Source organism: Anaerococcus tetradius ATCC 35098 (assembly GCF_000159095.1).
Taxonomy (GTDB): domain Bacteria; phylum Bacillota; class Clostridia; order Tissierellales; family Peptoniphilaceae; genus Anaerococcus; species Anaerococcus tetradius.
The window spans coordinates 316151-340541 of record NZ_GG666295.1; the positions used below are offsets into that span (position 1 = coordinate 316151).

Here is a 24391-nt window from a genome sequence, read left to right on the forward strand (position 1 = left end):
TAACCTCCTATAAAATACCTTTCTTATTAGCTTGAAGCATTTCCTCGTAAGTCATATCTTTAAGTTCCTTATCACCTATAGAACCTGACTTACCTATGCCTTTTTGCTTTGGTTCTCCCTCAATTTTAAATAGGTATGAGTCGCTTTCTTTTAGCCCCTCAATTTGTGCCTTTAAATCATCATTTAAATTCTTAGAATCCTTTAGACTATCGATATCAAGCAAAGCTTTTGCCGCTTTTAAATTTCTACTTCCAGCATTAACTAAGCCTAAATCAATGGCATTATTAAGATTAATTCTTTCGATATCTTCTTTAGCTTTGATTTGTGCTTGTTCATATTTGTTTTTGTATTCCTCTGCACTCGCTTTTATGGAGTCTATATCCATATCTTTAAAGGCTTCTATTTGCTCATTTGCACTTGCTACTTGGGACTTATAGTTTTCGTTTTCAGTCTTTAAGGTCTCATACTCTTTTTTTAGATTGTTATAATCTTCTACTTCTTGACCTCTTAACTTAAAAACCGCCGCTATTTGCTCATCATTTAGCCCTATTTCTTTGAGTTCTTCTGTCTTCATAAAATCTCCTATTCCTAAGCTTTTTAAGTCGTCGCTATGACTTTAGACTAGTAACATTCCAGCATTTTAGGTCTGCTTTGACCATGGTGGGAAGAATGGGATTCGAACCCACGAAGGCTAAGCCAACGGTTTTACAGACCGTCCCGTTTTCCACTTCGGTATCTTCCCATAAAAAAAGGAAGCCCGAAAGCTTCCTAATTTAATACTATTTAATTGTTTATAATCATCATTTTATAATTTTGAAATTTACAACCCAAGTTCCAACCTTCAAGAGTATGCACACGCAAATCTCTGCATTTATGGTCTAGAAATCCTAGTTCAACATATTTCTCTGAAATTATTTCAGTTATATCACCTTTCATTTTTTCATCAATGCCAAATCTTTGTATTAGAAAATATAAGGCATTTAAATTTTCTACTTTTTGTAATATTTCAACATCCTTTACTTTTATACTCTTTTCCTCTCTAGGAATAGATGAATTATTGAAATACTCATTAATTCTAATTCTCTTTTCTCCAGGTATATTTTGATTTTTTGTCAATCTATAAACATCTTCATTAAAGAGAATATTCAACCTTCTTGTAGCTCCTAAAACAAAACTATTTTCTTCTCTAAAATCTTCAAGTGATCTACCTTGTAGCAACAAACCCAAGCCGTCTCTTTTAATTGCCCAGTTTAAAGAATCTCTAGTTTGTCCAGTTAAATAAACTATATCCCTAACAGTCATAACAGGCTTACCCTTGTAGGTTTTCTTTTCTAGCTTGTGTGGTTCTATTTCTAGTTGCTCATAAGTTTCCTCTTTTAATCTAAAATAAGAATTAACAAGTTGTCTTTGAACTTCCCAAGCCAAATCATCAGTAAAAGATTTTACTAACATTAGGTATCCGCTTTCTGTGAAAAGATATTGACCTTTAGGTGGTAGATTTGAATGTACGAAATTCGTACATTTAGCATTTTCAACGGTTACAAGATAATAATCTTCATTTTCTATAAAATGTTTTTGATTCTTATAAAAGTTTCTTCTAGCTGTCCCAGATACTCTTTCATGTACTAAGTCTATATCCTTGAAAGTTACTACTGGTTGATTGTTGTATAATTTTCTCTCAATACTGTTATTATTAATTGTTATACTATTCATTTTAGCTCCTTTTTAATTGAAAGGAAACCCTTAATGAGTTATAATATATTTGAGATGAGGATTTCCTTATCGTTGAATTTAAAGGTAGTTTTGTTTGAACGTCAACACTACCTTTATTTTTTTTGTCTTTCTATCTCATCTATTTTAGATTCTAACCATTCTTTTTTACTCATATTTTCATTCTTTAAGTAATCATCAATGATTTTAAATCTTTCTTTTTCAAGTAGAACACTGAAAGCTTTTTTGTTCTTTCGTATTTCTTTCATATATTCTGCTCTACTCATTTAATTCACCCCCTTTTTGTAACTCGTTACAACGATTATATTATGTTACTCGTTACTTGTCAAGGGTAAATTAAAAATATTTTTTTATTTTTTACTTTCTTTTGTTATTTTTTTTATATACTCTTCAATGATCTCTTGCATGCTTTTATTGTTTTCTAAAGCATATAGCTTAAATTTTTTGTGCAATTCATCATCAAGCCTTACCGTAATTGTTTTCATCTTGACCTCCTGTTTTGAATTATACATTCAATCATTCAATCAGTCAAGGAAATAATTAAATAATAGATAAATTCGTACTAAAAAAGCACATCTAACAATTGCTAGTGTGCTTAGTCTAATATTTCTATTTTCTCAATTTGTGATTTTAGAATCGCACCATTGCCCCCATAAAAAAGCATCGGTTCGTCCCATTCGTCTTCGGCTTGTACATATTCTTCACAATACAATTCTTTTACTGTTCCATCCTTGAAAAATACTTTTATATTTTTACCTTCAGAATTATACATCATGTCTAATAATGTCATAGAATCATCTCCTATAATGTTTTGGTTTCGCTGGTACAATATGAACTCCTTTTCCTTTACTATATGATATTGAAAATCTGTTTGTGATTACTTCATCTCCAGTTTTAATATCTATCCAATATCCTATGTCCTTATCAGCTTCAATAAATTCTTTATTAATCCATTTGCCTATATTTTCAACTCTTCTTAATTCTCCTGTTCCAGCATACTTATTAACTAAATCTTGTGGATCTACGCCTTCTAGTAAATAACTTTTGTATCTACCTTGTGCCAATTCTTGATTATAATTATTTGTGCCTTGTATATGTTTATCTTGTCTACCTTGGTTTATGTTGAGATTGAAATCATTTCTGATAGCTTTTCTTAGTTTTTCATCTCTTAAATAAATATCTAAGTTAAGCTTATCAGAACCTAAATCGTAAAGAATGTTTGCTCTCTTTTGTGCTTTTCTATTAGCCCAAACTTCCTCACTTGCCTTACTTCTATTATACCCATAAACATTGGTATTTACAGTAGTTGGACGAAGATTGCCAGCCTTATTAAAGTCTTTATATAACTGTCTTTGCCTTTGTAATCTTACCTGTGCGATAAGCTTGCTTTCATCATCTCCAACCTTGTCATACATCATAACTCTATGCTTGTATTTTCTTATAGTTCTTTCTATTTGTCTTTGTTTTTGGGTTGCCTCGTAGAAGGTGTATTCCTTATCTTCAAAATCAAAAGGCTCTGGGTCTATATCTTCAAGCGTTTCTTTAGTCCAGTTCCTCTCTGATATTCCTTCAAAAAAAGGATACCAATTATGCCTGCAATTTGCTCCTAGAAATCCACCAACATCTCCGTAGCCTATATCGTCAAGACTTAGGTATTTGGTGTTATCACCTGATAATGAAACTATTTGCCCCTGCCATTCAGCATGACTTGGTCTAGCTCCAGCATGAGCGGATATTTCCATCAAATCTTGTTCCATATCTTTAGCATTTAGTAAAGATATTTCACTAGTCATTTGATTAACAGTAGTCCTTACAAGCATTTTTGATGCTGATTCTACAGTATAATTTCTTCCTGAATTCTGATAGTTAATTACTCTTATTCCAGAGTCAGATAGATTGTTTACTAAATTTCTAACTACTTGTTGCCTAGAAAAAGCCCCACTTGCAACTTGAAAAGCTGCTTGATTGAGGGACTTCATATAGAAATCATTTAATTTTATATTCTCGCCATTATAAACTACTCCAAGAGATTTTGTTATATTGCTATTTCCCTCTATAAGTCTATCCATAGCACTAGCAATCGTATTGTTTACATGGTTGTTTTTACGCAAATCAACTAAGCTTTTATTAACAGACCTGTATGCTTTCATTTCATCTTCATAATGTTTTAGACTAGACCTATTGATTATGTCGTGAATTTCTTCGTCTATATCATCCAAGTATGGTTTTAAAAGGCTTCCTATTTCCTCACTTGTATATCCATTTTCAATCAAGACCTCCGCTTGTCTTTCTCCCGTTGCAGTTAAATATCCGTTCTTATTTATCCTCTTTGCTATATCTTCAAGTATGGCATCTTCTAAGCCTTGATATAGTTCTATTAGGTGGTCGGTTACTCTTTCCATATATTCTGGACTAAGCATTATTCTTCCTCAGCTACATCTTCTCTTTTTTCAGCTACTCCTGCCTGTATGTCGATTAACTCATCATCAGTTACGCCATATCTCCATTTTAGATAAGCTTCTGGCTTTAAGATACCTGCTGCCACTTCTTGGAGCCTTATCTTTTGTTCTGTTTCAGAGTCAACTACAAGACTATCATCAAAGTCAAAGGATACTTGGCAATTATCATTAAATGGAATTGATAATTCCTTAAACCAATATTTTAATATCTCCACAAAATCTTCAAGGCACCTCGCCAATTCATTTTGAATATCTTTTACAGTAGAATAAGACCTTTGCTGTGATGTATTAATTTCTGTCGCTGTCTTTGCGGTAAACTCCATATCAGACAAAGTTCCATAGGCAAGTCCGCAAAGAAATTCAATCTTTCTTATAATTCCATTTAAACCATTAAAAAGAGATGAATCCCTAATTGCAGGACTAAACACATTATAGAAATCCTTGTTACCTGAACCCATATCTAAACCTAAGTTTCTAAATAATCTTTCTTTTCCAACTGGTAGTGTGTCAGTATTCTTTAAGGCTGTTATATCTGCATCTATTGCAAGCTCACTTCCCTCATACTCCCACATTATCCTTTGATATTGCTCGTCTGCATCTTGGATTAATGATATAGCCCTAGCAAAACAAGATATACCCTCGTTAGAATCTAGATCTAAATTATTAGCCTGAGGATTTTTGAAATATGAAAATAAAGGTCTATCCGATTCTACAATCATTTCATCTGCCATATCTGCCCACTCATCTATTAAATTTAAATTTACTTTATCACCCAAAGTTTCAGCATTATTAGACATATAAGCAGTATTACTTATCAAATATTTATCGCCTATCTCGTGTTCTTCTAGTCTTGTAAAATATATATCCTTATCTTTCTTATCCTTTTTCTTAATCCTGTCTATAAAAACAATATGATTAATATCTCCAAAGCTTGTAAACCCTAAGATTATAAACTTATTAGCAGGTACTATATCAATATCAATAAGCTTTCTTGAATAGTCTTCTACATATGGTTTTATAACAATTCCACCTAAAGCTAATCCATATTCAGCAAACTTTCTAATGTGTCTTACAAATCTTTGATAAATCAAATCAATATTTTCATCATCAACTTTTGTTTCAAGTTCCATTGTTACAAGTCTTGCAAGCTCACTTGTTATAGCTGCACACAAATTTAAAGATTGAGACTTATCAATATCATAATCATTTTTTAACCAATAAGGCTCGCCATGATAACAATCCAACCAAATCTTATAATTATTATCAATATTATTGGCAAGACTACCCAGCCTTTCTCTAATTTCTCTATCTAGCATTTTAACTCCTATACATTCATAAGCACCTTTATAAATTTTTCAATAGAATATTCAAAGGCATCTAGGGTATCAATATCACTTGTCCCATCATCAAGCCTTATATCTTCCATTTCCTCTTCCTTCCATACTGCAGTAGATAAAGCCTCTCCAAGGCTCTTACAATCTTTGGTATAAAAAAATCTATCAGAGGCAATCAAAGTATTGACAAGCCTTATCCTGTCATTGATTGGATTCTTGATAGAGTTCTTAATCTTTATATTTAAATTTGCATCAAGTAGGGCTTTTTGCATACCCTTAATTAAAACTTGTTCAGCACTATCTGCATATATGAGGTCGACGTTTCCATAAGTAGATTGGATAACCCTTACAAAGTCTATAAGTTGATTATATAAGTCTGTTGGCTTATCAGGTTCTAATCTCTCAGACCTTAAAGCATAGACCTTTTTAAAACCTCGACTAATACCGCAACAAATAAAAGCGTGCTTTGAATTATTACCACCAAAGTCCACTCCAATCTGTATCATCTGTAATTCGTGAGGTTTTTCTTTTATTAAATAATCGTCTGGATTATCAGCAAATTGCTTATAAATAAGACCCTCAGCAACTACCCTAAGACCTAGTATATCTCTTTTGTACCAAACTGAATTAGGATCATACTGGAGTTTTATCTCCTTCTTTCTTTGGTCGGAAATATTGATATTATCATCAATAGTAAAGTGCTTATAATTATATCCACCAAAATCTATTCCCTCATCAATCATATTCTGGTACTTATCTATGTGATCGGCATAAATAAAATGATTAGGACTTGAAGGGTTTAAATCCCAAAAGAACTTACGTCTTTTAGCTGCTGCTGTACGGTTAAAGGCTTCCTTGATTGAATCCTTGTGGTGTAAGTTTATCTCTGTAGCTATCCACATACCGAAGGAATTACCACGTATCTTTTTATAGGAATCAGCTTTGGCAGCACCAGCAAATATGACTATCCTCTCTCTAAATTTTGTATAAGGACCTTTGATAATTAAGGCTTCATTACCCTTATGTTTCCCCCATCTGCATTGACCACGGAAAATATATTCAAGACCAAAACCATTGGCATCTCCAATATTTAACTTGGCATTTGCAGCAGTTGACCCTGTAGCAAGATGCAACCTGTCCTTGGTCGTCCTTAATTCATGGCTGAAGGCATAAACATTATCAACAGTCTTACCAGCTCTTACAGCCCCTTCTGCGATGTTATAAGTATTATTTTTACAACTTCTGATATAGTCAACATGTTTTTTGGAAAACCTGAAGGGAATTGTCCTTCTTTTCTTAATCGTCTCCATAAATCATCCTATCTATATCTTCAAGGTCCTCAATTTCTTCTGATATACCTTTCATAATCTGTATTTCAGTTTTAGTTTTCTCGATTTGAGTTTGTTGTTTTTCTTTTTCTAGGTCAGAAGCATTAAGCCCAAATCTTCTCATAAGAAGTTCAGCTGCTTTTAGCCTATCTTTGTTCTGAACCTTTACTTGTCCCAGGGCTTCTCCTCCAAACTCAGTCTTATAATAAACCTCATCGTGGGTTTCACCTCTTAAAACAGCAGTTAGGTACTGCAGGACCTCTTTTGATTCAGCAATGGTCTCAGCTTCTAACTCTGATAATTTTTTATCAATATAAGCTTTTACCTTAGGATTTCTTAGTAATTTATGAGCCTCAACGCTAGCCATATTATCGCTACTATACTTATAACCAGCTTTCTTATATGCCTCGGTAGCATTCCCAGTCTTGATGTACTCATCAGCAAACTTCTTCTGTTTAATTGTCAATTTCTTCAAAGCACATCACCTCGCTTTCAAAACATTTACTTAAAACCCTTATCCAAACCGCCATGCACGTGAGAACAATCATCACGCCGTAGAAATATAAAATTAAAGAAAGAACTATGAAGTTATACGAAAGGATTTGCATGGCAGCTTAGATAAAAGCTTTATACACAAAAAGGCAAGCCTTATAGCCTGCCCTTTTATGTAAAACAAATAAATCAGAGGTGTCCCCCAATTAAACACACTACTATAATACCATATATAAAGGCTTCAAGTGTGCCAGAATCGTGCCAAAATCGTGCCAGCCTACCTCACATCTACATCAGGCCCCTCAATTAAATACAACCTCTTATATATGTAGAGCAATGCCCTATCACTCATTCTTCTGACCGTACTCTTGCTATAATGGAGCCTATCCGCCACCTCCTGAAAACTCATAGCCTCCGCCTTACTCTCCGTCATCCACATATTCTTAACAATAAACAACTCCTCCTTAGAAAGACCTTTTATCGCAAAAGAAATAGCCCTAGTATCCAAATCAATCTGCATAAGAGTGCGTCTAAGACTCACCACATCATCAAAAACGCCCACCATCTTATCCTCTTGCTTGCTTCCTCCGCCCTTAACCGCATCGGAAGAAGACCAAGAAGCACCAATTGACAAGCTATCCTCTAACATTGAAATCTTAGCCTCTATAGCCTCCTTAATTGCTAAATCTTGCCCATAATTCCTGAGTCTTGACTTAACGATATAAATCCTCTCCTTATCCTTATTAGCCGACCTTAACTTATCATAATCCAAAACAACCACCCCCCTTCACTTCTCAATCATCTTGAAATTACCCTTAATATCCAACCGCTGCACATAATCTGCATTAATACAATCAATCTTCTTAACCAGCCTATCCCTAAACAATCCACAGGGTCAATCCCAAGCTGTTCACAAAGGATAATGAGGGTAACAAAAATATCTCCCATTTCAAGTTTCATATTTTCTTGGGTTTCTATCTGCTCATAATCAGAATAACACTCTGATGGGTCTTCACCTATCCTCACCAAATAATCAAACTCCGTCTTAAACTCAAACACCTCTTCTATAAATTTCATAAATTGTTTTTCTGCATTTTCAGCATGAAGCAAGTCCTTATCATCTGCCCAGCTTAAAACCTTATCTTGTAATTGTTCAAAATTCATTCCTTATCCTCTTTCAAATCCTTAACAACAGTTTCAAAAAACTTAATCAAAGCTTCTTTTCTTTCTTCTCGGTTAGCAACTGAAACAAATGCATCAATATCTTCATCAAATTCTCTAAAAGTATTGTTTAAAAATATATTTATAAACTGATTAAGTATACTTTGCGGTGTGTCATACTCACATACAACCAAATCTTCCCATTGACTCCCACATAACCGCTCATCATCTTCTATAATTAATTGATATAATCTTTCTACATTTCTTTGATTAATCATCTATAACCTTCATTTCCTAATTTCTTTATCGTACCAAAACATTCTTCAAACTTAAATTCATCAGGGAATTGATCTCCATATTTCCAATTCTCAACTATCTGTTTAGCTTCTTTTTTACTTTTCGCTTCTACAACCTTTCTTATTGTATAGCTTCCGGATTCTACAATCTCATAACTCATTTTCACATATAATCCCTTTTTCTTTTAAGGTGTTGATAAATTTAAAAGTATATTCTATACAATCCCTATCTATCTTAGATAGACCTTCTTCCTTCAAAGTATCTTTAGTAAATTCAAATCCGCACATACCACCATAAGAACTACATTCAATCCTTAACTCATGATTTTCAACGTTAAATCCACACCAAAAATGATTACTCGTTGCATATTCAATATCTTCTTTTGTGCCAAAAGCTTTAGAATGGCAAATATGAGTTGGATGCAGTGCCTTATTTTCCCATAGCTGATATTTTCCTAAAAGTTTTGTTTCTGCTATAAATAATTCTGATTTTAATACTTTATAAATCATTCCTCACTCCAACACATTTCACCCATTCCTAGCATTTCTCTTATAAACTGATCTTCGTATGAGTCAATTCTTAATACATCATCTATATCTTTATCAAATACTACTAATGTTCCTTCCGCAGTTACTGTTAGACTCAAGTCATACCTATCTAAGAATTTTATAATCTGTAACACGTTACCAATCTTATCTCTATTAAGTCTCTTTTTATATCCACTTGTTAGTCTAGGTTGATTATCTTGAATTTCCATATTCATATCCCTCTAATAGTAAGGCCTTAATTTCATTGCATATAAGTATCTCATCCGACTTCCTTTGAGTCTTTGATAACTTCGCTTAAAACCTTATATAATATTTCCTGTTTCTCATTTTCTCTATCTTCTATAGCACACTCAAATAACTTTTCTATTTCCTTTTTAAGTAAAATGTATCTTGAATCATCTTTAAGACCAAATCTTTTTGCATCTATATCCATTAGTTCTATAAAGTCGACTTTGTCAAATGTTATTTCTTCATAATCATTTTCCGGTTCTTTCAAGTCAAATTTATAGCAACCATATTCTTCTGTACTTTCGCAACACTGTAGGTTGTAGTAGTGCAAGCCTCCGTTTCTACCTAGTATAAACTGATCGTGTGGATTGCTACCTACTATGTGACTTTGCTCTTCACCTTCGCTAATAACCTTTATAAGTGGGGTACTAGTCAAGAATGTACTTTGTAGCATTCTTATGTTTGCCATTTCTAAAACCGCCTCCTATGTTATCTTTGATATCTTCGTATGTCTCTTTAAAATCTATAGCATTATATCTCATCTATAACCTCCACCTTTGCCCAAAGTTTAGGGCTTATTAATATCATTCTTGTACCACAAGACCTTTCTGCTCCCATGCTGTCATAACATTTTGTTTGCGTTAGTTTTATGGAGTCTACAATTCCTAATTCAACATTCCTATAACAGCACTTGAAATAAACTAAACTCTCTTCAACTTCGATTTCTTCCTCGTAGTACGGATTAAGTAGTCTTATTTTCATTCTTCTACGTCCATTTCTTTTGAAGTCCATTCGTACAATTTGTCTTTTAAAATGCCTAAATCTTTTATAGTTTCTTCATCATAGTATTTTTGCCTATCAGCTCCTGCGGCGGCAATAGACCATGCTAGATAACGTAAATACCTAATATCTTCCTTAAATTTTGTATTATAAGCTTTATAATTCATTAAATAGTCTTCTAATTTATCAAGCATTTCTACAATCTCGCAAGCATCTCCAGGTGTCGCATAACCTAAACTGTTTATCTTTTTAGTAATTCTTTCTACAAGTTTTAAGATTCTGCCTCTTTTGTTTTTGGTCATTCTTCCACCTCTAATGATTTTGCATAACCTTGATTAAAACCTAATTCAAAATTAAGATGGGCTGCTAAAGACATAAGTTCCACTCCATCTTCTACTACCTCATTCATATCGCTAGCAAATTGAAATTTATCCTCGATTAGTTCATTTATCATTACAAGTTGCTTTTCCGTCAAGTTGATTTGATATTTCTTATCCTTCATTCTCTTCTCCTATCCAAATTTCAATTATTCTATCTTTCTTCAATAACACTTGATGTCCACCTTCATTATCACATCTTATATATTCTGACTTATTAGAAAAAAGGAATCCAAGCTCTTCATAATCTTTAACAGTTAATGTTTTACAAGGATAATCAACATCAGAATAGTGTCTACAATCATCATAATAAAGTGTGATTTTCATTCTTCCACCTCTTTTTTAGCACGTTTTAGTTTAAATCTTTTCTGTTCGTCATCTCTAATCCAAACGCCTGTAAATGGTTCCATCACAAAAAGCATATTGTCGATAATCATAAAATGAGCCCAAATGTCAAATTTTGAGTCCCATACTTTAAAATTAAGCTTGGTTTTTCGACCTTTACTCATCCTTTACCTTCACCAAATCCTCATCAAATAAAATAGGTACTTGTATAAAAAATTCTGCATAAGCTTTTGGAAAATCATCATCAAGACAACCCCCTATATATACAGGTTCAAAACATCCTTTATTTTTCCTAAACCAAATACAATCTCCATAATCTTCGTGCCAATCTTCTTGTTTTTTAAGTGTCAAGGCATCCTCTAATTTCCCCAGCCTATTAGTAGCTATCCAATGAGCATAAAATACATCATAACCTCTATACATATTTATTAAATTAAGACCGTCTAGTGTCTTTAGACTAAAATCTCCACCTACCGATGGTTCAGTCATTTTTTTATTTTCCCATTCTGCTGGGTCTGGTCTAAAATTCATTCTTCCACCTCCACTAATTTAAAATTAGCCAAATCAAAATAAAACTTTTTCTCCCCCCTATTCCCAATAGGCGTCTTTGCATAATCGAAAAACAGGTTAAACAGTTTTGTCTTATCCTCTTCATCAACAAACTCCCATCCAAGATAATTTGTATTAATTTGTAGCAATACATTTTTGCATATTGCAGCGATTACTAAATCGTTTTTATTTTTAATTCGGTAAAACAGTCCAATAGATTCAACTTCAAACCCTAACTCTTCAACTCTTTTTATAAATTCCTTAGTCTTCATAAATTCTCCTGCCTCCCTGCTTCACAATCGCTTTCGATAGCTTTAATTTGATTCTTCTTCTAATTTGAAAAATGACTCTACCAACTTATTAAGTTGTTCTTCCGAACAATCATCACTTAACATGTAAGGTAATAATCTTTTAGCTTTTTTGTTATCTGATTTTTCCACTAATTCTTTAAAGTCTTTCAATGTTAAATTTCTCTTTTCTAATTCTTTTATCATTTGTTGTTCTCCTATTCTTGATTTTTATTTTCTTCTATATTTGCTTTTGCTTCTGCTATTTTTTCGTCTACTTCCTTGATCATCATTTCATAAAAATCTTTACCTTCTTGATCATCTTCTGATTTGAGTCTTTTTTTATAGCTTTCTTTTTCACGCTCTAATTGCCTTAGATAGTATTCTTCGCTTGTTAGTGACATACATAATCTCGGTTCAAAACTCGCTCTTATATGCTTCCCACAATTGGGACACTCCACTTGTTTGTTTCCTGTAATATCACAAACTTCCACTACATCTTCTGGTTCTAGTTCAGCCTTGCAATATGGACAATAATCATTTTCTAACATCTTTTAATCCCTTTCTTCGTTTTTCTTCCGTTCCAAAAACTCTTGAAATTCCTCTTGTTGTCTTCTCTCTGATTGACTTTCAGCGTGTATAATCGGGTGGTCTGCATTAGGTATTGCTTTTAAAGCTATTTTCCAAGCTTTTTCTTTCGCTTCTTCTTCGCTATCAGCCATCACTTCATAGTAATCTTGAGCTTCGCATGATATTGTCACATAATAAAATTCAGTCATCTTCTCAACTCCTTCTCAACTTTACTCAACTGTACTCAACACTTATCCTAGATATTGCCATTGCCAATATACCAAATATATAAATTTAAAAGCAATCGCTGCAACAACAGCTTTTGATATATTTTTGACTCTTTCCATATCAGTATCTTCAAAACCCATTTTAAACACAAACGCTATCATAAAATAAAACAAAGTTTCTGTCATTTGAGGTGTCATCCCCTCATCACCTCCCAATCACACTTATAATTCTTAACCATCTGACAATCCCTATATCTGCCATTATCAAAAACTGCCAACCTATCATCAAGATAAACTAGCCTTCCTTCATCTGCCTTCTTATACTTACTATTCGCCTTAACATCCTTGAAACGAATCTTATAAAACTTCCCAATCTCCAAAACTGGCATAACTTGCTTTCTCATCTGATCTCCTTAAACTCATAATCGGGATATTTATACAAAAATAACTTCATTTTGATTTTATATACATCTGTCTTGAAGCCTTTTACATCTTCCACCACCGTAACATCCCTTTTAATGTCCTTATACATAAAATCAGCAATATAGCTAACCTTCCTCATGGTCTTACCTCTATAAATTTGACTTGGAACCAGCTCGAAAACTGGCTGCAATTCCAAATCCTTAATCACTCCGCCCCTAACTAAAAGCTTAAGTTCCTGATATCTCCTGGCTTCCTTGAGGCTGTCAAATGGTATACCGTCGACAATAGTTTTCTTGTTCTTGTACTTGTTATAAGCCATCAATCCTCCACATACCAGCAAATAATTTGATTGAGACTAATCATTCCAGCAGTTTTCTCACATCTAATTAATTCCAAGTACCCCATTTCTTCATCAAAACAATAATCGTCAACCTTAAAATACTTTTCTCGACCATTAACAAAACTAACAACTAAATTCATATATCCTCCCATCATCTTGCACCTCTTGAAAATCATCACCAAAGAAATCGTCCTCATTTTGCCCTCTATGATAATTTCCACCCTTGCTGGTGTAATTGCCCCTATTATCTCTTTCTGTCGCTCCTGCATTACCCTGCGTGCGATTTTGACTATCTATGAACTCAACCTTATCTGCAATAATATCTGTCGTGTACACAGTCTTGCCTGTTTCCCTATCTTGATAAGAACCCGTCTGGATCCTTCCCTCGATAGCACACTTACTACCTTTGCTTAGGTATGCACTAGCATTTTCAGCTAACTTTCCCCAAACTACTATTCTTGGAAAATCAGCGGTAGGGCGATTGTTCGCCTCCGCCTCCTCTCTTTTCTCTCTGCTTAGTCCCTTATCAACTGCCAAAGTAAAAGAACAAGTCGCCATATTGCTGGTCGTATATCTTAGGTCAGGATCTTTAGTAAGCCTGCCAATCAATAAAACCTTATTCATATTCCTTTCCTCATTTTCTTAATCTCTCTATTAACAACATAATCAATTACAAAATCATCTTCATATTTCTTGCTTTCAAGTACAGTTTTCACATAATTAAAACCGCTTATATTAGATTTTTGGTCTTCTTTCAAATAAATAAGAGTGTAAAAAACCTTTCTCCAACCAAAGGTCTCTATTGCCTCGACTATCTCCTTCAAATCCTTTTTATTGGTGTTGTTTTTTACCGAATTATAATAATAATCAATAACTAGATTTTCATTTTTTCCAAAATCCGGCTTATTATTATAGTCTCTATTCTCTTTCTCTAACTCTGTATCTTGTATCTTATCTCTATTATCTGTGGGACATTGATTGGACGGTGTCCTGTATTCTTGGGACATTGTCCCATTAGGTAAGGCTTTTTTATTGCCCTCGATAGCTCTTCTTGCTCTATATTTACGCTTTCTTCTAGCCGCTTCTGTTTCCTTGCCTATCATCTCCTCAATCTGATTCATATAAAGCTCCCCCGTCTCAAGCCTTTCTACAAGACCAATCTTCACAAAAAGCTCAAGGGCGACCCTAACAGTATCAGTATCAGTATTAGTCAATCTTGCAAGAGACTTCACATCATAAGGCATAAGCCTTTGACCGACATATCTTATAAGCCTACCATCATCTGATAGGCTCTTTAGGAGTAGCTTTAAGTAAAAATTTACATAAGCCGCTCCATTCTCCTGGTCCTCTATCCATTGGATCGTGTCATCATCATAAAAATCTTCTGGCAATTTCAGCCAATAATACCTCTTATTATCACTCAATCAGACCTCCTTGACTGGCTCAAAATCATCTCCGAAAAAATCATCCTGCTTGCTGTCTTTCTTCTCCTCGATAATCTCTCCTGGATCCTTGTCAACATTAGCTGGAGCCTCTTCTTGCTCCTCTTCTGCTACGACCTCATAATTCACATCAAAATCATAGTGGTTGTCAACTGTTTTTTGACTACCAGTAAAATTAGCATTATCAAAGCTCATAGCTTGGATAAGTCCTTGAGACTCAATAGCCTTAGGAGCATACTTAAGAACTTGGATCAAGCAGGACTTCTTGGCCATGGAGTCGAAGTCTGTCTTCCATGGGCCTGAGTAAAAACTCTTAGAATAGGTCTTGCCGTATCTTTCTGCATCAGCCTTTGACATATAAAATACATCTTGACCACCGTCCTTGGTCTGATAAATAGCATAGTAGCCTATAACCTCTCCACTATCACCAGTCAAGCAAGGTTTGTGGCTTATCTCGCCAGTTCCGTAATCTATAGCGAAGTCTTCATTTCCTCTCACTTCTCTTGCTGTAATTCTCTTAAATTGCCCAGTATTATAAGCTAATTTTAAAAGTCCTTTGTACCCGATTTGAAAGTTCACAGTAGACCCGTAAGGGATCAAATAAGCCTCACCCAATGGAGTGTTAAATTCCAATCCCAATTGAGCAGAATTCATAATAGCTGCAAGTAAGCTTTGTTGAGTACAATTTGCAAGCTTAGGATTAGAATTAATTGCAGTTAAGGCAGTCCTAACAAACTTTTCAACTGGCAAATAACTTGGTAGGGCGTTTTGGATCTCCCCCTTCATGCTCATTAAAAGCCCTCTAACAGTATCCTGCTTGCTTAAAGCTGGCTTATTTTGTGTATTTTTCTTTAGTGCGTTCTTTGCGTTAGTCATTTAATCCTCCAACTTTACAATCTCTTTAGGGTCTACATCTAGGGCTTTGGCTAATTTGCTTATATAGTTTAATGTGGCGTGTCCACGCTCTAAGACCACGCCCAACCATTGCCTTGATGATTTCATTTCCTCGGCTAATCCGCAAATATTAAAGCCTTTTTGTAGCATTAACATCTTAATTTTTAATGAATCTATCTTCATTTCACAATCTCCTTCAAATAAAATCTCCTAGACTCTGACTGTTTTGTATATTTTCCGTATAAATCAGGTTCATCTATCTTAAATTTATTACTGTCAAATCTGTTACTTGTATAAGGCTTATATGATACAGACAAAAAGTCATTAGCCCCAAAATTGTTATCCTTTAACTGGAGCTTTATTTTTTGCTCAAACTCCTTATTATCGGCTTCTAGTGTCTTTATAAGGTCTTTTCTCTCCTTATAAGCCTCATAGTCTGTCTTATCTACTTCAAGGCTTACCTCTTCCTCAAGACCGCCCTTAAACCTATCTTTTAGGGCTTGGTCATACTCACTTGTCCCATCTGGTGCTGGGATCTCTCCCTTTAGCACATAATTCTCCCAAAAATCAACCTCTTGGGATTTTAACATCTCGATAACTTCTTCATCTCTTGGAATTTCTCTTATGATAAAGTCTGTTGAGAATATCAAGCATGCTATATAACACTTTTCTGCTCCAGTTACCATCATGTAGTGGTGGCATTGTAGCTCATAATTAATAGGAATAGCTCCATCCGCCCACTTATCTTTAGCATAAGGACTAGTTGTCTTGCACTCTAGGATAGCATTCTCTCCGACTACCTCCCTATCTATATCAGCTAGTAGATAAGGATGGTCTGTATCTACCATCATAAAATTATTTCTTCTAACCTTCTTACCTGTAGCTTCGGTAAATCTCTTAGCCACATAATCTTCTAGATCTCTTCCTTGCCTTAAAATCTCATTATCTATATCCTTTTCGACTTGACCTGTCTTTTCAAAATACAGCTGGGCTTTAGACTTCCACTTATTAAGCCCACAAGCAGCCGCCGCATCAGAACCGCCTATCCCTTTCTTCCTAAGCTCAAGCCATTCTTCACGACTAAGCTTCGAAACATTAGCAAGCTTCTCCATTACATAAGCCCCCTATAATACTGCTCTTTTAAAATTCTCTCATCTTCCTTAGCTTCATCATCTCTCATTTTAAGGTAAGCCTTGTCATCTTCATCAAGCTTTCCCTCTTCGATATCCTCAAAGATGATATCCTTTATCTTGCAATTATCTGAAACGATATATTTCGCCTTTAAAGCTCCCTCTATATCTCCATCATGATTTTCTTCGATTGTTTGAAGTGGGATATCAACTTCATCCTCCACATATAGGATCCTTGTAAACTTAACTCTCATAAACTCTCAGCCCTCCTCAAAAGACTCTCTCTTCCTTGTATCTCTATATCTAAAAGCTCCATCTTATCCTCTCGGTCTGCTTCACTTTCTTTGCTTTTTAGCCAATCTCTTAAAAATTTCAAATCATTTAACTTTATAGTCTTCAAAGTTCTTGTAAACTCACATCTTCTTTTAAAATTCATCTTTACTCCTTATTAGCTATAAGGTATAGTCCTCGTATAGCTTATTTAATTTGTCCCTTAATTCACGCTAAGGGCTTTTTTATTGTCTGGATCAATACTTATTAGCATTTCTCTTCTATAGCCTAAGATTTTCTTATGCTCCTTCTTACGACTTCTTAAATCCACCCCCTCTATAACTCTTAGATCTGCTCTTTTTGCTCTCTTACTTGTCTTCTTTCTCCCGAATATTCTTAGTGTCATAAACTCCTCCTATATTTCGTTAACATGCATGTAATTCTTTCTAAAAAACTCTTTCACATCATCTTTTAAAAAATAAACTTTCCTAGACCACCTATATATAGGCAATCCCTCTTCTACCATCTTATCGAGCGTATTCACACTCATATCAAGCCAAGCCGCCATCTCCGTCTTATTAAGAAAATCCCTCTCGGCTATTGAAACTTTCATATTGCCTCCTATCCCAAAAACTTGTTTATAAAGTATATTTGTCCTTTTCCTGTAACTTTAGTAGTTGTAGTAATCACATTAGCTCCCTTGCTATCAACATAAGAACCTTTCTTCATCTCAAACAATCCTTGCTCTACATACTGCTGTAACGGTTGATTTTTTCTTTCTCCTGACTTACATAAATAGCCGTTGTTTCTCATCCAGGAGAATAGCTTGTTCTGCCCAATCTTTTCGTTAATTCTGCCTTGCCTTATAGCTTCTTGACTAATCATCTTAGCAAGTTCGCCCATCAAGCAAGACCTAGAAGAAGCAGATACAGTATCGGCAAATAGGACCTTAGGCTTATTTCTTTCAATTTGTGCCTCAGCTAATGCTCTCTTTGCTTTTTCTTCCTTGAGGTTAGTCGCTAGCATTATTAAATAGTCAGGATCTGTAAGAGTTCTTTCTATTACTCCGTCCGTCATATATGCCCCATGCTTTCTTATGGATGGTAGGACTTCGCTTGTTACCCAGTCTGCAAATCTTTCTGCCTCTGGCTTTCTACTTTGGAAGACTAGTTTGTATAGGTTTGACTCGCTAATCATTGTTACATCTGTTCTTCTTCCTAGAGAATCGACACCGTCCATAGTATGGACGCCATCTCCATTCAATCTTGCCTTCACGTTTCTTGGATTAGCAATTTCCAGTACCCTACAAACATCATTGAGTGCAAAATACGGTTCATCATCAATAATCGATGTTCTTACTTGTCCAAACTCTTCATTATCAAATATTTTTAAATCTTTCATTCATTTTTCCTTTCTTTATAAATTTAAAAACCACAATATATAGTATGTTATAAAATTATAATAACTATATATATTGCTTTTTATAGTCAAAGATGGTAAAATTTTCCTAGTAGAGTATATCTCTTAATTTGTTAAACATTTTATCCAGAAAGGAGGTGCCAATTGAAAAGAGTAATAACCACAAACCAATCTTCAACCGGAAGAAATTTAAACTTTAAAGACACAAAGTCTGGTAGATATATGACAAGACAAGACTTCGTTAGATCTATAAAAGCTGGCAATTACGAAAATTATCATGTTCGTTTGATAAATGGTATAGAAACACCTGTTTCCAATCCTGATAAATCTAAAAATAACAATTTAGATTAAGAAAATGGGATATACTCTACTCTGTAATTTTCATCACTTATCTCACTATTAGAATTAATTGAAACTATTAACCTATTTTTATTATCAGAAATTATAATTTCCTTAACCTTTTTATCTCCAATAATAATAGGTAAAGGTTCAAGCAAATCTTCAATATCAATTCCATAGCTTTCAACCAAATTCTTTAACTTATTTTGAGTTTTTCTACCACAAGCTATTTCTCTTTTCATCATTCCATCAAAGTGTGATCTAGAAATATTAAGTTCTCTACAAAATTCAGCTACAGAATTGAAATTATCTTCAATTAATTTATCAACCTCTATCTTTTCTAAGAATCTTTTCATTCACTCTTCCTTTCTATAAAAATGTTCTAAATCATATCTAAATTAGCCGCTTCAAATATACTTACTTTTTCTACATTGCAGGCACAGATATAATCTGAGTTTTCCTCTATGGACTTCTCAATCTTGCCTGCAATATTTTCTGCTAAGCTATCATTTGAAAACAAAATAGCATCTTCAATTGATTTAGACATACTCCCTTGTAAATCAATTAAATACATAGTTTTCCTATTACTTACGAACCTATTTTCATATTTTTTAATTTTTATAGTTACAATGTAATAACATTTATTCATATTTCTTCCTTTCTCTCATTGAATTCCTGATTTTCAAAAAATTTAATCTCAGCTACAATCTGATTAAGGCTTGCTAATTCATTCATTAATCCTCCTAATAACATTTATAATCGCATTTAAAACGTTGTGTCTTAGTTATTAACATTTAAAATGGTATTTTTATTTAAAAAAATATCATCAATTTTTACGTCAAAGTAATCAGCTATTTTCTTCGCAGTAGTAAGGCTCATCCTAGAAGTATTTTCAGCAGTACTTATAGTCTGCTGGCTAACCCCTACCGCCTTTGCTAATTCTTTCTGACTAACATTCTTCATAGCCCTAAGGACTCTTATATTATTATCTGCTATAACAATCACCCCCTTCTAATCCTCATAAAGCTCCCACCAATCAAACTGAAAGAATCTTCCCAATCTCTTAGCGTGTTTAACTGGTAGCTCTCTTTCTCCATACTCGTATCCTTGATAAACATTAGTCCTTATTTCTAAAAGCTCAGCTATAAACTTTTGAGTAAGCTTATATTTCTTCCTCAAATCTTTCAACATACTATATCTAGTTTCCATATCTTTCTCACCCCCTATATGTGGTATAATATTATTATAATAGCAAGAAAGGAGGTGTTCTTATGTTTAATGATGATAAATCTCTTACAGTCCAAGCTTTTGTAAATATGTTTAAAACTGATATTGATATATTCAAAAATAATAGAATTGCTGTTCTAACATCTTTTGGTTTAGTTGTAGGTGACTTAATTGATAACTCCAACGAAAATCCTACTACTTTACAATCCGTTTTTATATCAATGGATGAATCAATCAAAAAAAGCTTTGACGAAGAGAAGCCTGATAGTGAAATCAGCATCTTTTTAACGCTTAAAAATGCTGAAATAATAACATCTGGCAACAAAATAAATTTACCAATAATAAGTATTTTTTACGACCAAATCATCGGTATTTCTTTGAGTGAATAACATTATCAATTGTATTTGAAATGAGATTTTTATCATCTGAAGAAAGTTTTTCTTCTTTGATATTAATATTTATAGAATTGTCTGTGTGTCGATTAAGTCTATCAAGAATCTCATTAACATCAGAGCCATCCAAGATTATCTGGTTGGCTCTTTTATTCTCTTGTTCACCGACAGCTTTGTTTAGTTCAAACCACTCTCTTTTTGTGAATTTTTTTCTGAATTCAAGGAATTTTTTAATATCTTCCGCCTTCATACAACCTCCTTACCTAAACAAATTAATCAAACTTAACAAAATACTTATAACATTCAATCCAATTATAGCCTTAAGTACAAGCTCAATTTTCTTTCTATCATCTTTCATATTTACTTATGATGAGTATAGTTATGATATAGTAGGGCTAAGCCCTAACTATATCTATGATTTTGATGACTAACTCTATTAGTTTTTCTACCAAGCTGATTACTGCAGTTATAAGAGCTAACTTTATGAGTTGGTCATCTTTTTTATTGTCTTCTTTACTCATCGTTTCCTCCTTTCTTCTTAAAAAAATCTTAAAAAAATATCAATAACCTTATAAACTATATCCAAGCTTATAACAATTATTAGAATCTTCAATAACTTTTCTATTGCTTTCTCATAATCTTTCATATATAATAAACAAGTGATAGACAGTTAAGGCTTAAAGCCCTAACCTATCTAATATTTTCAAGGTGATATCTAGTAATTTATCGATTATTGTTAGTGTTGTGGCTACAACGGCTAATCTTTTTACTAAGATATCATCTTTTTTATTTTCCTTTTTCTTCACTTGTTATCCTCCTTTCTTGTTTTGTTAATTATATAATACCATTTATAATGGTATTTGTCAAATCTTTTTTTGTATTTTAAATGTATTTCTTTATATATTACCATTTTAAATGGTGGTATTACACCATTGTAAGTAGTAAAATACAAAAAAAGGAAGTAATTAATATGACAAATTTAACCGAAAACTTAAAATATTACCGAAAACTAAATGGGTACACTCAAGAAACAATAGCACCAAAATTAAATATAAAAACATCTGCCTATGGTTCATATGAACAAGGAAGAAATGAACCTCCATATTCCAAACTAAAAATGCTAGCAAGCATATATGGTATTAGCATATCAGAGCTGACAGGAGAGCCCGAAAAAAAAGAACCAATCCAAAATAAGGACTACATCACAATCAACATCTACGGCTCTATCCCTGCTGGTATCCCCATAGAAGCTATAGAAGACATATCCGATACCGAAGACCTATCCCTAAAAGAATACGACAAAAACAAAACCTACCTAGGCCTAAGAGTCGACGGAGACTCCATGTATCCAAAATATTTAGACGGCGACACCGTAATAATAGAAAAAACTCCCGACTGTGAAAGCGGAACAGACGCAGCCGTTTATGTAAATGGCTATGAGGCAACTCTGAAAACTGTAATAAAAAATGAAAATGGCACTATAACCCTAAAGCCCATAAATGCCAACTATGCTCCAAGGACCTATGGTCCAGGAGACGACCCAGTAAGGATTTTGGGAGTTGTAAAAGAAATTAGAAGAAAAATATAAAAAAGCAGCCTACATATATAGACTGCCTTCACACACTACAACTATAACATATAGGAGGAAAATATGAAATTTGGAATCAGGAAGCCAAGCCTTAAAAGAAAGATAAAAGCCAAAACAACAGGCAAAATGAAAAGGTCTTTAAATAAAGCTATAAAGCCAGGATATGGCAAGAAAGGAATGGGGATATTAAAAAATCCCGAGAAAGCTGCATACAACAAGGTTTATCATGAAACTACAACATCTATACGGGATATTTTTAACACATCAACAACTAAAAAAGTTTCGTCTAGCTCTAAAGAAGAAATAGTTGAGTCGCAACCATCATATACCATATCGGCAGAAGAATTATACGAGTGGAATCCTGACTTTTACCCAAACAAAGAAGAAAATGAAGCGTTAAACTTGTACTATGATTCAATTAATAGAATGAGAGAATTTAGAAAAACAAATCCATCTGCTGATCAAATTAACTTGTATATAGAAAATTCTAAAGATAATTTTAAAGGATTAAAAGGTGTATTAAAGTATTGGGAAAGAGTTAATCAAAGTATACCTCCTAACGTGCCTATTAGATCAGAAACCATTGATATTTTAATGAGGTGTAACAAAGTTAAAGAGGCCAAAAAACTTTATGAAGACTTAAAGTGCTTAGGAGTATATGATAATTGCCCAGAATTAGAGTTAAGAATCAAGAATATGATAGAACATTATCCTGAAAATATGTATGCTGTAATAGAATATATCTCCAATAATATGGGGGTTGAACAAACAAAAGCTAGAAAAGAATTAAATGAAAAAATTGATAGTACGACATTAACCCGGATTTTAAACAGAAGCTATTTTATTAACAAAAAGAAAAAAGACGGCAAAAATTTTTTATATTTAAACGACAAATACGCATTTAATTAAGATTAAATAAGTAACAAAATTGTTGACACAAAAAGCACCAGGCGACTAACCCTGGTGCTTTATAAAACCTATAGACACGACATTTAATGATTTATTAATAGCCCCGTCCTCTTTAAGAGTACCATAATCAAAAGAAAGGAGCAAGCATGAAAATCTATAGCTATACAAAAGATGGTAAAACCTACTACAAATTCAACATTTACCTAGGAAAAGACCCTCTCACAGGCAAAGAAATCAGAACCAATCGTCAGGGCTTTAAAAGCAAAAAACAAGCCGAAAACGCCTATCTAAAACTAAGAACCCAAACTCCAACCAAACCAGAAATCAAAATAAAAACATTTAATGATGCCTATGAAATATGGCTTGAAACATGGCAAACCACCGTCAAAGACCAAAGTGTATATAAAATAAAATCATTATTTAAAAATCAGATAACCCCCTATATCGGAGATATTCTCCTAAAAGAATTTACCCAGCTACAGGCCCAAACCTTTATAATCGACGCCTCTAAAAGATACAAGAATATAAGCAGTATAAATATATACACCAAAGCGGTCTTAAACTACGCCAAAGACCTCCATGCCATAGAAACCAACCCCTTTGCAAAAATCAAAATTCCAAAACAAAAAAGAGAAATCAAAACCATAGAAAACAGAAACTACTACACACCCGAAGAACTCAAAACCTTCCTAGAAATCACCAAAGAAACCCAACAACCCCAAACCTACGCCTTCTTTAGACTCCTATCCCACACAGGCATGAGACTAGGAGAAGCCCTAGCCCTAGAATGGACAGACCTAAACACCAAAACCAATACCCTAACCATAAGCAAATCTATCTCAAGAGACAAAGATGGCAAACAAATAATTTCAACCACCAAAACAGGAAACACAAGAAAAATAACCTTAGATAGAGAAACAACCGATACCCTAATAAAATTAAAGAAAACAAACAAAAAATATATCTTCGAAAGAAGCGGTAAAATGATAACAAGATCCTACCCACTAAAAATATTAAATAGAATAATAGAAAAAAACAACCTACACAAAATCACAGTCCACGGCTTCCGCCACACCCACGCAACCATACTTTTAAGAATGGGCAAATCGATAAAGTATATTCAAGAAAGACTAGGCCACGCCGACCCAACCATAACCCTAGAAATCTACTCCCACATAATGGAAGAGGAAGAAAAACAAACTCCAGATGAATTTGTAAGCTTTTTAGAGGGCTAACGTAACAACAACCGTAACAAATAATTATAAAACCTTGAAAATCCATACATCACAAACAATAAACGTCCAT

52 protein-coding genes and 1 tRNA gene are annotated in these 24391 nt (G+C 33.7%); 5 read left to right on the forward strand and 48 right to left on the reverse strand.

Annotation, left to right across the window (positions count from 1 at the left end):
• Positions 1 to 7: 7 nt before the first annotated feature.
• From HMPREF0077_RS01515 to HMPREF0077_RS01695, 41 genes are all read right to left on the reverse strand, one after another.
• Positions 8 to 574 (reverse strand): phage scaffolding protein, encoded by a 567-nt coding sequence (locus HMPREF0077_RS01515; RefSeq protein ID WP_004836082.1) that lies wholly within the window; start codon positions 572 to 574, stop codon positions 8 to 10.
• Between the two features lie 84 nt (positions 575 to 658).
• A tRNA-Tyr gene (locus HMPREF0077_RS01520) sits at positions 659 to 742 on the reverse strand.
• A 41-nt stretch (positions 743 to 783) separates the two neighbouring features.
• Positions 784 to 1713, reverse strand: a complete 930-nt coding sequence (locus tag HMPREF0077_RS10340) for an ORF6N domain-containing protein (protein ID WP_004836084.1) — start codon at positions 1711 to 1713, stop codon at positions 784 to 786.
• Between the two features lie 113 nt (positions 1714 to 1826).
• Positions 1827 to 1997: a hypothetical protein gene (locus HMPREF0077_RS10600; protein ID WP_004836085.1), complete on the reverse strand. Its 171-nt coding sequence runs from the start codon at positions 1995 to 1997 to the stop codon at positions 1827 to 1829.
• Between the two features lie 84 nt (positions 1998 to 2081).
• The gene (locus HMPREF0077_RS10605; RefSeq protein ID WP_169304251.1) at positions 2082 to 2216 is read right to left on the reverse strand and encodes a DUF6364 family protein; all 135 of its coding nucleotides are present in this window, start codon (positions 2214 to 2216) and stop codon (positions 2082 to 2084) included.
• A gap of 110 nt (positions 2217 to 2326) precedes the next feature.
• The gene (locus HMPREF0077_RS01530; RefSeq protein WP_004836088.1) at positions 2327 to 2521 is read right to left on the reverse strand and encodes a hypothetical protein; all 195 of its coding nucleotides are present in this window, start codon (positions 2519 to 2521) and stop codon (positions 2327 to 2329) included.
• Between the two features lie 4 nt (positions 2522 to 2525).
• On the reverse strand, positions 2526 to 4151 hold the full coding sequence (locus HMPREF0077_RS01535; RefSeq protein WP_004836090.1) for a phage minor capsid protein: 1626 nt from the start codon (positions 4149 to 4151) through the stop codon (positions 2526 to 2528).
• Entirely contained in the window at positions 4151 to 5506 is a 1356-nt protein-coding gene (locus HMPREF0077_RS01540; RefSeq protein WP_004836091.1) for a phage portal protein, read from the reverse strand. Before HMPREF0077_RS01540 ends, HMPREF0077_RS01535 begins: the two co-directional genes overlap by 1 nt.
• Positions 5507 to 5514: 8 nt before the next feature.
• A complete protein-coding gene (locus HMPREF0077_RS01545) occupies positions 5515 to 6834 on the reverse strand; it encodes a PBSX family phage terminase large subunit (protein ID WP_004836092.1) in 1320 nt (439 codons plus the stop codon).
• A complete protein-coding gene (locus HMPREF0077_RS01550; protein WP_004836094.1) occupies positions 6821 to 7327 on the reverse strand; it encodes a terminase small subunit in 507 nt (168 codons plus the stop codon). Before HMPREF0077_RS01550 ends, HMPREF0077_RS01545 begins: the two co-directional genes overlap by 14 nt.
• 294 nt (positions 7328 to 7621) lie before the next feature.
• Positions 7622 to 8125, reverse strand: a complete 504-nt coding sequence (locus tag HMPREF0077_RS01555; protein WP_004836095.1) for a hypothetical protein — start codon at positions 8123 to 8125, stop codon at positions 7622 to 7624.
• A 17-nt stretch (positions 8126 to 8142) separates the two neighbouring features.
• Complete coding sequence (locus tag HMPREF0077_RS01560; RefSeq protein WP_004836096.1) at positions 8143 to 8508, reverse strand: MazG-like family protein; 366 nt, start codon at positions 8506 to 8508, stop codon at positions 8143 to 8145.
• Positions 8505 to 8783, reverse strand: a complete 279-nt coding sequence (locus tag HMPREF0077_RS01565) for a hypothetical protein (protein WP_004836097.1) — start codon at positions 8781 to 8783, stop codon at positions 8505 to 8507. Before HMPREF0077_RS01565 ends, HMPREF0077_RS01560 begins: the two co-directional genes overlap by 4 nt.
• Positions 8780 to 8962 (reverse strand): hypothetical protein, encoded by a 183-nt coding sequence (locus tag HMPREF0077_RS01570; RefSeq protein WP_004836098.1) that lies wholly within the window; start codon positions 8960 to 8962, stop codon positions 8780 to 8782. Before HMPREF0077_RS01570 ends, HMPREF0077_RS01565 begins: the two co-directional genes overlap by 4 nt.
• Positions 8952 to 9311 carry a hypothetical protein gene (locus HMPREF0077_RS01575; RefSeq protein WP_004836099.1) on the reverse strand — a complete coding sequence of 120 codons (360 nt, stop codon included), beginning with the start codon at positions 9309 to 9311 and terminating at the stop codon, positions 8952 to 8954. The genes HMPREF0077_RS01570 and HMPREF0077_RS01575 overlap by 11 nt, the downstream gene beginning before the upstream one ends.
• Positions 9308 to 9559 (reverse strand): hypothetical protein, encoded by a 252-nt coding sequence (locus tag HMPREF0077_RS01580; RefSeq protein ID WP_155811716.1) that lies wholly within the window; start codon positions 9557 to 9559, stop codon positions 9308 to 9310. Before HMPREF0077_RS01580 ends, HMPREF0077_RS01575 begins: the two co-directional genes overlap by 4 nt.
• Before the next feature lie 50 nt (positions 9560 to 9609).
• Entirely contained in the window at positions 9610 to 10047 is a 438-nt protein-coding gene (locus tag HMPREF0077_RS01585) for a hypothetical protein (RefSeq protein ID WP_004836101.1), read from the reverse strand.
• A 62-nt stretch (positions 10048 to 10109) separates the two neighbouring features.
• Complete coding sequence (locus tag HMPREF0077_RS01590; RefSeq protein ID WP_004836102.1) at positions 10110 to 10340, reverse strand: hypothetical protein; 231 nt, start codon at positions 10338 to 10340, stop codon at positions 10110 to 10112.
• Complete coding sequence (locus HMPREF0077_RS01595; protein WP_004836103.1) at positions 10337 to 10660, reverse strand: hypothetical protein; 324 nt, start codon at positions 10658 to 10660, stop codon at positions 10337 to 10339. The genes HMPREF0077_RS01590 and HMPREF0077_RS01595 overlap by 4 nt, the downstream gene beginning before the upstream one ends.
• Positions 10657 to 10860: a hypothetical protein gene (locus HMPREF0077_RS01600; protein ID WP_004836104.1), complete on the reverse strand. Its 204-nt coding sequence runs from the start codon at positions 10858 to 10860 to the stop codon at positions 10657 to 10659. The genes HMPREF0077_RS01595 and HMPREF0077_RS01600 overlap by 4 nt, the downstream gene beginning before the upstream one ends.
• Positions 10850 to 11062, reverse strand: coding sequence for a hypothetical protein (locus HMPREF0077_RS01605; RefSeq protein ID WP_004836105.1), 213 nt, complete (start codon positions 11060 to 11062; stop codon positions 10850 to 10852). Before HMPREF0077_RS01605 ends, HMPREF0077_RS01600 begins: the two co-directional genes overlap by 11 nt.
• Positions 11059 to 11244 (reverse strand): hypothetical protein, encoded by a 186-nt coding sequence (locus tag HMPREF0077_RS01610; protein ID WP_004836106.1) that lies wholly within the window; start codon positions 11242 to 11244, stop codon positions 11059 to 11061. The genes HMPREF0077_RS01605 and HMPREF0077_RS01610 overlap by 4 nt, the downstream gene beginning before the upstream one ends.
• Positions 11237 to 11611: a hypothetical protein gene (locus HMPREF0077_RS01615; RefSeq protein WP_004836107.1), complete on the reverse strand. Its 375-nt coding sequence runs from the start codon at positions 11609 to 11611 to the stop codon at positions 11237 to 11239. Before HMPREF0077_RS01615 ends, HMPREF0077_RS01610 begins: the two co-directional genes overlap by 8 nt.
• Positions 11608 to 11901: a hypothetical protein gene (locus tag HMPREF0077_RS01620; protein WP_004836109.1), complete on the reverse strand. Its 294-nt coding sequence runs from the start codon at positions 11899 to 11901 to the stop codon at positions 11608 to 11610. The genes HMPREF0077_RS01615 and HMPREF0077_RS01620 overlap by 4 nt, the downstream gene beginning before the upstream one ends.
• A 42-nt stretch (positions 11902 to 11943) precedes the next feature.
• Positions 11944 to 12123, reverse strand: a complete 180-nt coding sequence (locus HMPREF0077_RS01625; RefSeq protein WP_004836110.1) for a hypothetical protein — start codon at positions 12121 to 12123, stop codon at positions 11944 to 11946.
• 11 nt (positions 12124 to 12134) lie between these two features.
• A complete protein-coding gene (locus tag HMPREF0077_RS01630) occupies positions 12135 to 12467 on the reverse strand; it encodes a hypothetical protein (protein WP_004836112.1) in 333 nt (110 codons plus the stop codon).
• A 3-nt stretch (positions 12468 to 12470) separates the two neighbouring features.
• On the reverse strand, positions 12471 to 12695 hold the full coding sequence (locus HMPREF0077_RS01635; protein WP_004836114.1) for a hypothetical protein: 225 nt from the start codon (positions 12693 to 12695) through the stop codon (positions 12471 to 12473).
• A 42-nt stretch (positions 12696 to 12737) separates the two neighbouring features.
• Positions 12738 to 12911, reverse strand: a complete 174-nt coding sequence (locus HMPREF0077_RS10610; RefSeq protein WP_004836115.1) for a hypothetical protein — start codon at positions 12909 to 12911, stop codon at positions 12738 to 12740.
• Positions 12908 to 13117, reverse strand: a complete 210-nt coding sequence (locus tag HMPREF0077_RS01640; protein ID WP_004836117.1) for a hypothetical protein — start codon at positions 13115 to 13117, stop codon at positions 12908 to 12910. Before HMPREF0077_RS01640 ends, HMPREF0077_RS10610 begins: the two co-directional genes overlap by 4 nt.
• A complete protein-coding gene (locus tag HMPREF0077_RS01645) occupies positions 13114 to 13455 on the reverse strand; it encodes a DUF1064 domain-containing protein (protein WP_004836118.1) in 342 nt (113 codons plus the stop codon). Before HMPREF0077_RS01645 ends, HMPREF0077_RS01640 begins: the two co-directional genes overlap by 4 nt.
• Positions 13455 to 13616, reverse strand: a complete 162-nt coding sequence (locus tag HMPREF0077_RS10615) for a hypothetical protein (RefSeq protein WP_004836120.1) — start codon at positions 13614 to 13616, stop codon at positions 13455 to 13457. Before HMPREF0077_RS10615 ends, HMPREF0077_RS01645 begins: the two co-directional genes overlap by 1 nt.
• On the reverse strand, positions 13600 to 14100 hold the full coding sequence (locus HMPREF0077_RS01650; RefSeq protein ID WP_004836121.1) for a single-stranded DNA-binding protein: 501 nt from the start codon (positions 14098 to 14100) through the stop codon (positions 13600 to 13602). Before HMPREF0077_RS01650 ends, HMPREF0077_RS10615 begins: the two co-directional genes overlap by 17 nt.
• Positions 14097 to 14900: a phage replisome organizer N-terminal domain-containing protein gene (locus tag HMPREF0077_RS10345; RefSeq protein WP_004836122.1), complete on the reverse strand. Its 804-nt coding sequence runs from the start codon at positions 14898 to 14900 to the stop codon at positions 14097 to 14099. The genes HMPREF0077_RS01650 and HMPREF0077_RS10345 overlap by 4 nt, the downstream gene beginning before the upstream one ends.
• Positions 14901 to 15794 carry a recombinase RecT gene (locus tag HMPREF0077_RS01660; protein WP_004836124.1) on the reverse strand — a complete coding sequence of 298 codons (894 nt, stop codon included), beginning with the start codon at positions 15792 to 15794 and terminating at the stop codon, positions 14901 to 14903.
• Positions 15795 to 15995, reverse strand: coding sequence for a helix-turn-helix domain-containing protein (locus tag HMPREF0077_RS01665; protein WP_004836125.1), 201 nt, complete (start codon positions 15993 to 15995; stop codon positions 15795 to 15797). It lies immediately after the preceding gene.
• A complete protein-coding gene (locus tag HMPREF0077_RS01670) occupies positions 15992 to 16924 on the reverse strand; it encodes a YqaJ viral recombinase family nuclease (protein ID WP_004836127.1) in 933 nt (310 codons plus the stop codon). Before HMPREF0077_RS01670 ends, HMPREF0077_RS01665 begins: the two co-directional genes overlap by 4 nt.
• A complete protein-coding gene (locus HMPREF0077_RS01675) occupies positions 16924 to 17196 on the reverse strand; it encodes a hypothetical protein (protein WP_004836128.1) in 273 nt (90 codons plus the stop codon). The genes HMPREF0077_RS01670 and HMPREF0077_RS01675 overlap by 1 nt, the downstream gene beginning before the upstream one ends.
• Positions 17193 to 17378 (reverse strand): hypothetical protein, encoded by a 186-nt coding sequence (locus HMPREF0077_RS01680; protein WP_004836131.1) that lies wholly within the window; start codon positions 17376 to 17378, stop codon positions 17193 to 17195. The genes HMPREF0077_RS01675 and HMPREF0077_RS01680 overlap by 4 nt, the downstream gene beginning before the upstream one ends.
• Positions 17379 to 17435: 57 nt before the next feature.
• The gene (locus tag HMPREF0077_RS01685; protein WP_004836133.1) at positions 17436 to 17618 is read right to left on the reverse strand and encodes a hypothetical protein; all 183 of its coding nucleotides are present in this window, start codon (positions 17616 to 17618) and stop codon (positions 17436 to 17438) included.
• 9 nt (positions 17619 to 17627) lie between these two features.
• A complete protein-coding gene (locus HMPREF0077_RS01690; RefSeq protein WP_004836135.1) occupies positions 17628 to 17825 on the reverse strand; it encodes a MerR family transcriptional regulator in 198 nt (65 codons plus the stop codon).
• An 8-nt stretch (positions 17826 to 17833) separates the two neighbouring features.
• A complete protein-coding gene (locus HMPREF0077_RS01695) occupies positions 17834 to 18613 on the reverse strand; it encodes a phage antirepressor Ant (protein WP_004836137.1) in 780 nt (259 codons plus the stop codon).
• A 162-nt stretch (positions 18614 to 18775) separates the two neighbouring features.
• Between HMPREF0077_RS01695 and HMPREF0077_RS01700 the strand changes: the two genes are divergently transcribed.
• Complete coding sequence (locus HMPREF0077_RS01700; protein ID WP_040349230.1) at positions 18776 to 18982, forward strand: hypothetical protein; 207 nt, start codon at positions 18776 to 18778, stop codon at positions 18980 to 18982.
• Here the strand turns inward: HMPREF0077_RS01700 and HMPREF0077_RS01705 are convergent.
• The 4 genes from HMPREF0077_RS01705 to HMPREF0077_RS01720 form a co-directional block, all read right to left on the reverse strand.
• A complete protein-coding gene (locus HMPREF0077_RS01705; protein ID WP_004836141.1) occupies positions 18979 to 19326 on the reverse strand; it encodes a hypothetical protein in 348 nt (115 codons plus the stop codon). The two genes, HMPREF0077_RS01700 and HMPREF0077_RS01705, sit on opposite strands and share 4 nt — an antisense overlap.
• A gap of 26 nt (positions 19327 to 19352) precedes the next feature.
• Entirely contained in the window at positions 19353 to 19619 is a 267-nt protein-coding gene (locus HMPREF0077_RS01710) for a hypothetical protein (protein ID WP_004836142.1), read from the reverse strand.
• Between the two features lie 131 nt (positions 19620 to 19750).
• Entirely contained in the window at positions 19751 to 19975 is a 225-nt protein-coding gene (locus tag HMPREF0077_RS01715) for a helix-turn-helix transcriptional regulator (protein ID WP_004836144.1), read from the reverse strand.
• A gap of 6 nt (positions 19976 to 19981) precedes the next feature.
• Positions 19982 to 20179 carry a helix-turn-helix transcriptional regulator gene (locus tag HMPREF0077_RS01720; RefSeq protein ID WP_004836145.1) on the reverse strand — a complete coding sequence of 66 codons (198 nt, stop codon included), beginning with the start codon at positions 20177 to 20179 and terminating at the stop codon, positions 19982 to 19984.
• 62 nt (positions 20180 to 20241) lie between these two features.
• On the opposite strand from HMPREF0077_RS01720, the gene HMPREF0077_RS01725 reads away from it, so the two are divergent.
• A complete protein-coding gene (locus HMPREF0077_RS01725; RefSeq protein WP_004836146.1) occupies positions 20242 to 20586 on the forward strand; it encodes a hypothetical protein in 345 nt (114 codons plus the stop codon).
• Here HMPREF0077_RS01725 and HMPREF0077_RS01730 read toward each other — a convergent pair.
• The 3 genes from HMPREF0077_RS01730 to HMPREF0077_RS11080 form a co-directional block, all read right to left on the reverse strand.
• Positions 20561 to 20839 (reverse strand): hypothetical protein, encoded by a 279-nt coding sequence (locus tag HMPREF0077_RS01730; RefSeq protein ID WP_004836147.1) that lies wholly within the window; start codon positions 20837 to 20839, stop codon positions 20561 to 20563. The genes HMPREF0077_RS01725 and HMPREF0077_RS01730 overlap by 26 nt on opposite strands.
• Positions 20840 to 20984: 145 nt before the next feature.
• Positions 20985 to 21110, reverse strand: coding sequence for a hypothetical protein (locus HMPREF0077_RS11075; RefSeq protein ID WP_004836148.1), 126 nt, complete (start codon positions 21108 to 21110; stop codon positions 20985 to 20987).
• 156 nt (positions 21111 to 21266) lie between these two features.
• Positions 21267 to 21395 (reverse strand): hypothetical protein, encoded by a 129-nt coding sequence (locus HMPREF0077_RS11080; protein WP_004836149.1) that lies wholly within the window; start codon positions 21393 to 21395, stop codon positions 21267 to 21269.
• A 164-nt stretch (positions 21396 to 21559) separates the two neighbouring features.
• On the opposite strand from HMPREF0077_RS11080, the gene HMPREF0077_RS01735 reads away from it, so the two are divergent.
• The 3 genes from HMPREF0077_RS01735 to HMPREF0077_RS01745 all read left to right on the forward strand — a co-directional run bounded on the left by HMPREF0077_RS01735 (position 21560) and on the right by HMPREF0077_RS01745 (position 24321).
• The gene (locus HMPREF0077_RS01735) at positions 21560 to 22177 is read left to right on the forward strand and encodes a LexA family protein (protein WP_040349231.1); all 618 of its coding nucleotides are present in this window, start codon (positions 21560 to 21562) and stop codon (positions 22175 to 22177) included.
• A gap of 63 nt (positions 22178 to 22240) precedes the next feature.
• Positions 22241 to 23086 carry a hypothetical protein gene (locus HMPREF0077_RS10920; protein WP_004836152.1) on the forward strand — a complete coding sequence of 282 codons (846 nt, stop codon included), beginning with the start codon at positions 22241 to 22243 and terminating at the stop codon, positions 23084 to 23086.
• A gap of 146 nt (positions 23087 to 23232) precedes the next feature.
• Positions 23233 to 24321 carry a tyrosine-type recombinase/integrase gene (locus HMPREF0077_RS01745; protein ID WP_004836153.1) on the forward strand — a complete coding sequence of 363 codons (1089 nt, stop codon included), beginning with the start codon at positions 23233 to 23235 and terminating at the stop codon, positions 24319 to 24321.
• Positions 24322 to 24391: the final 70 nt, after the last annotated feature.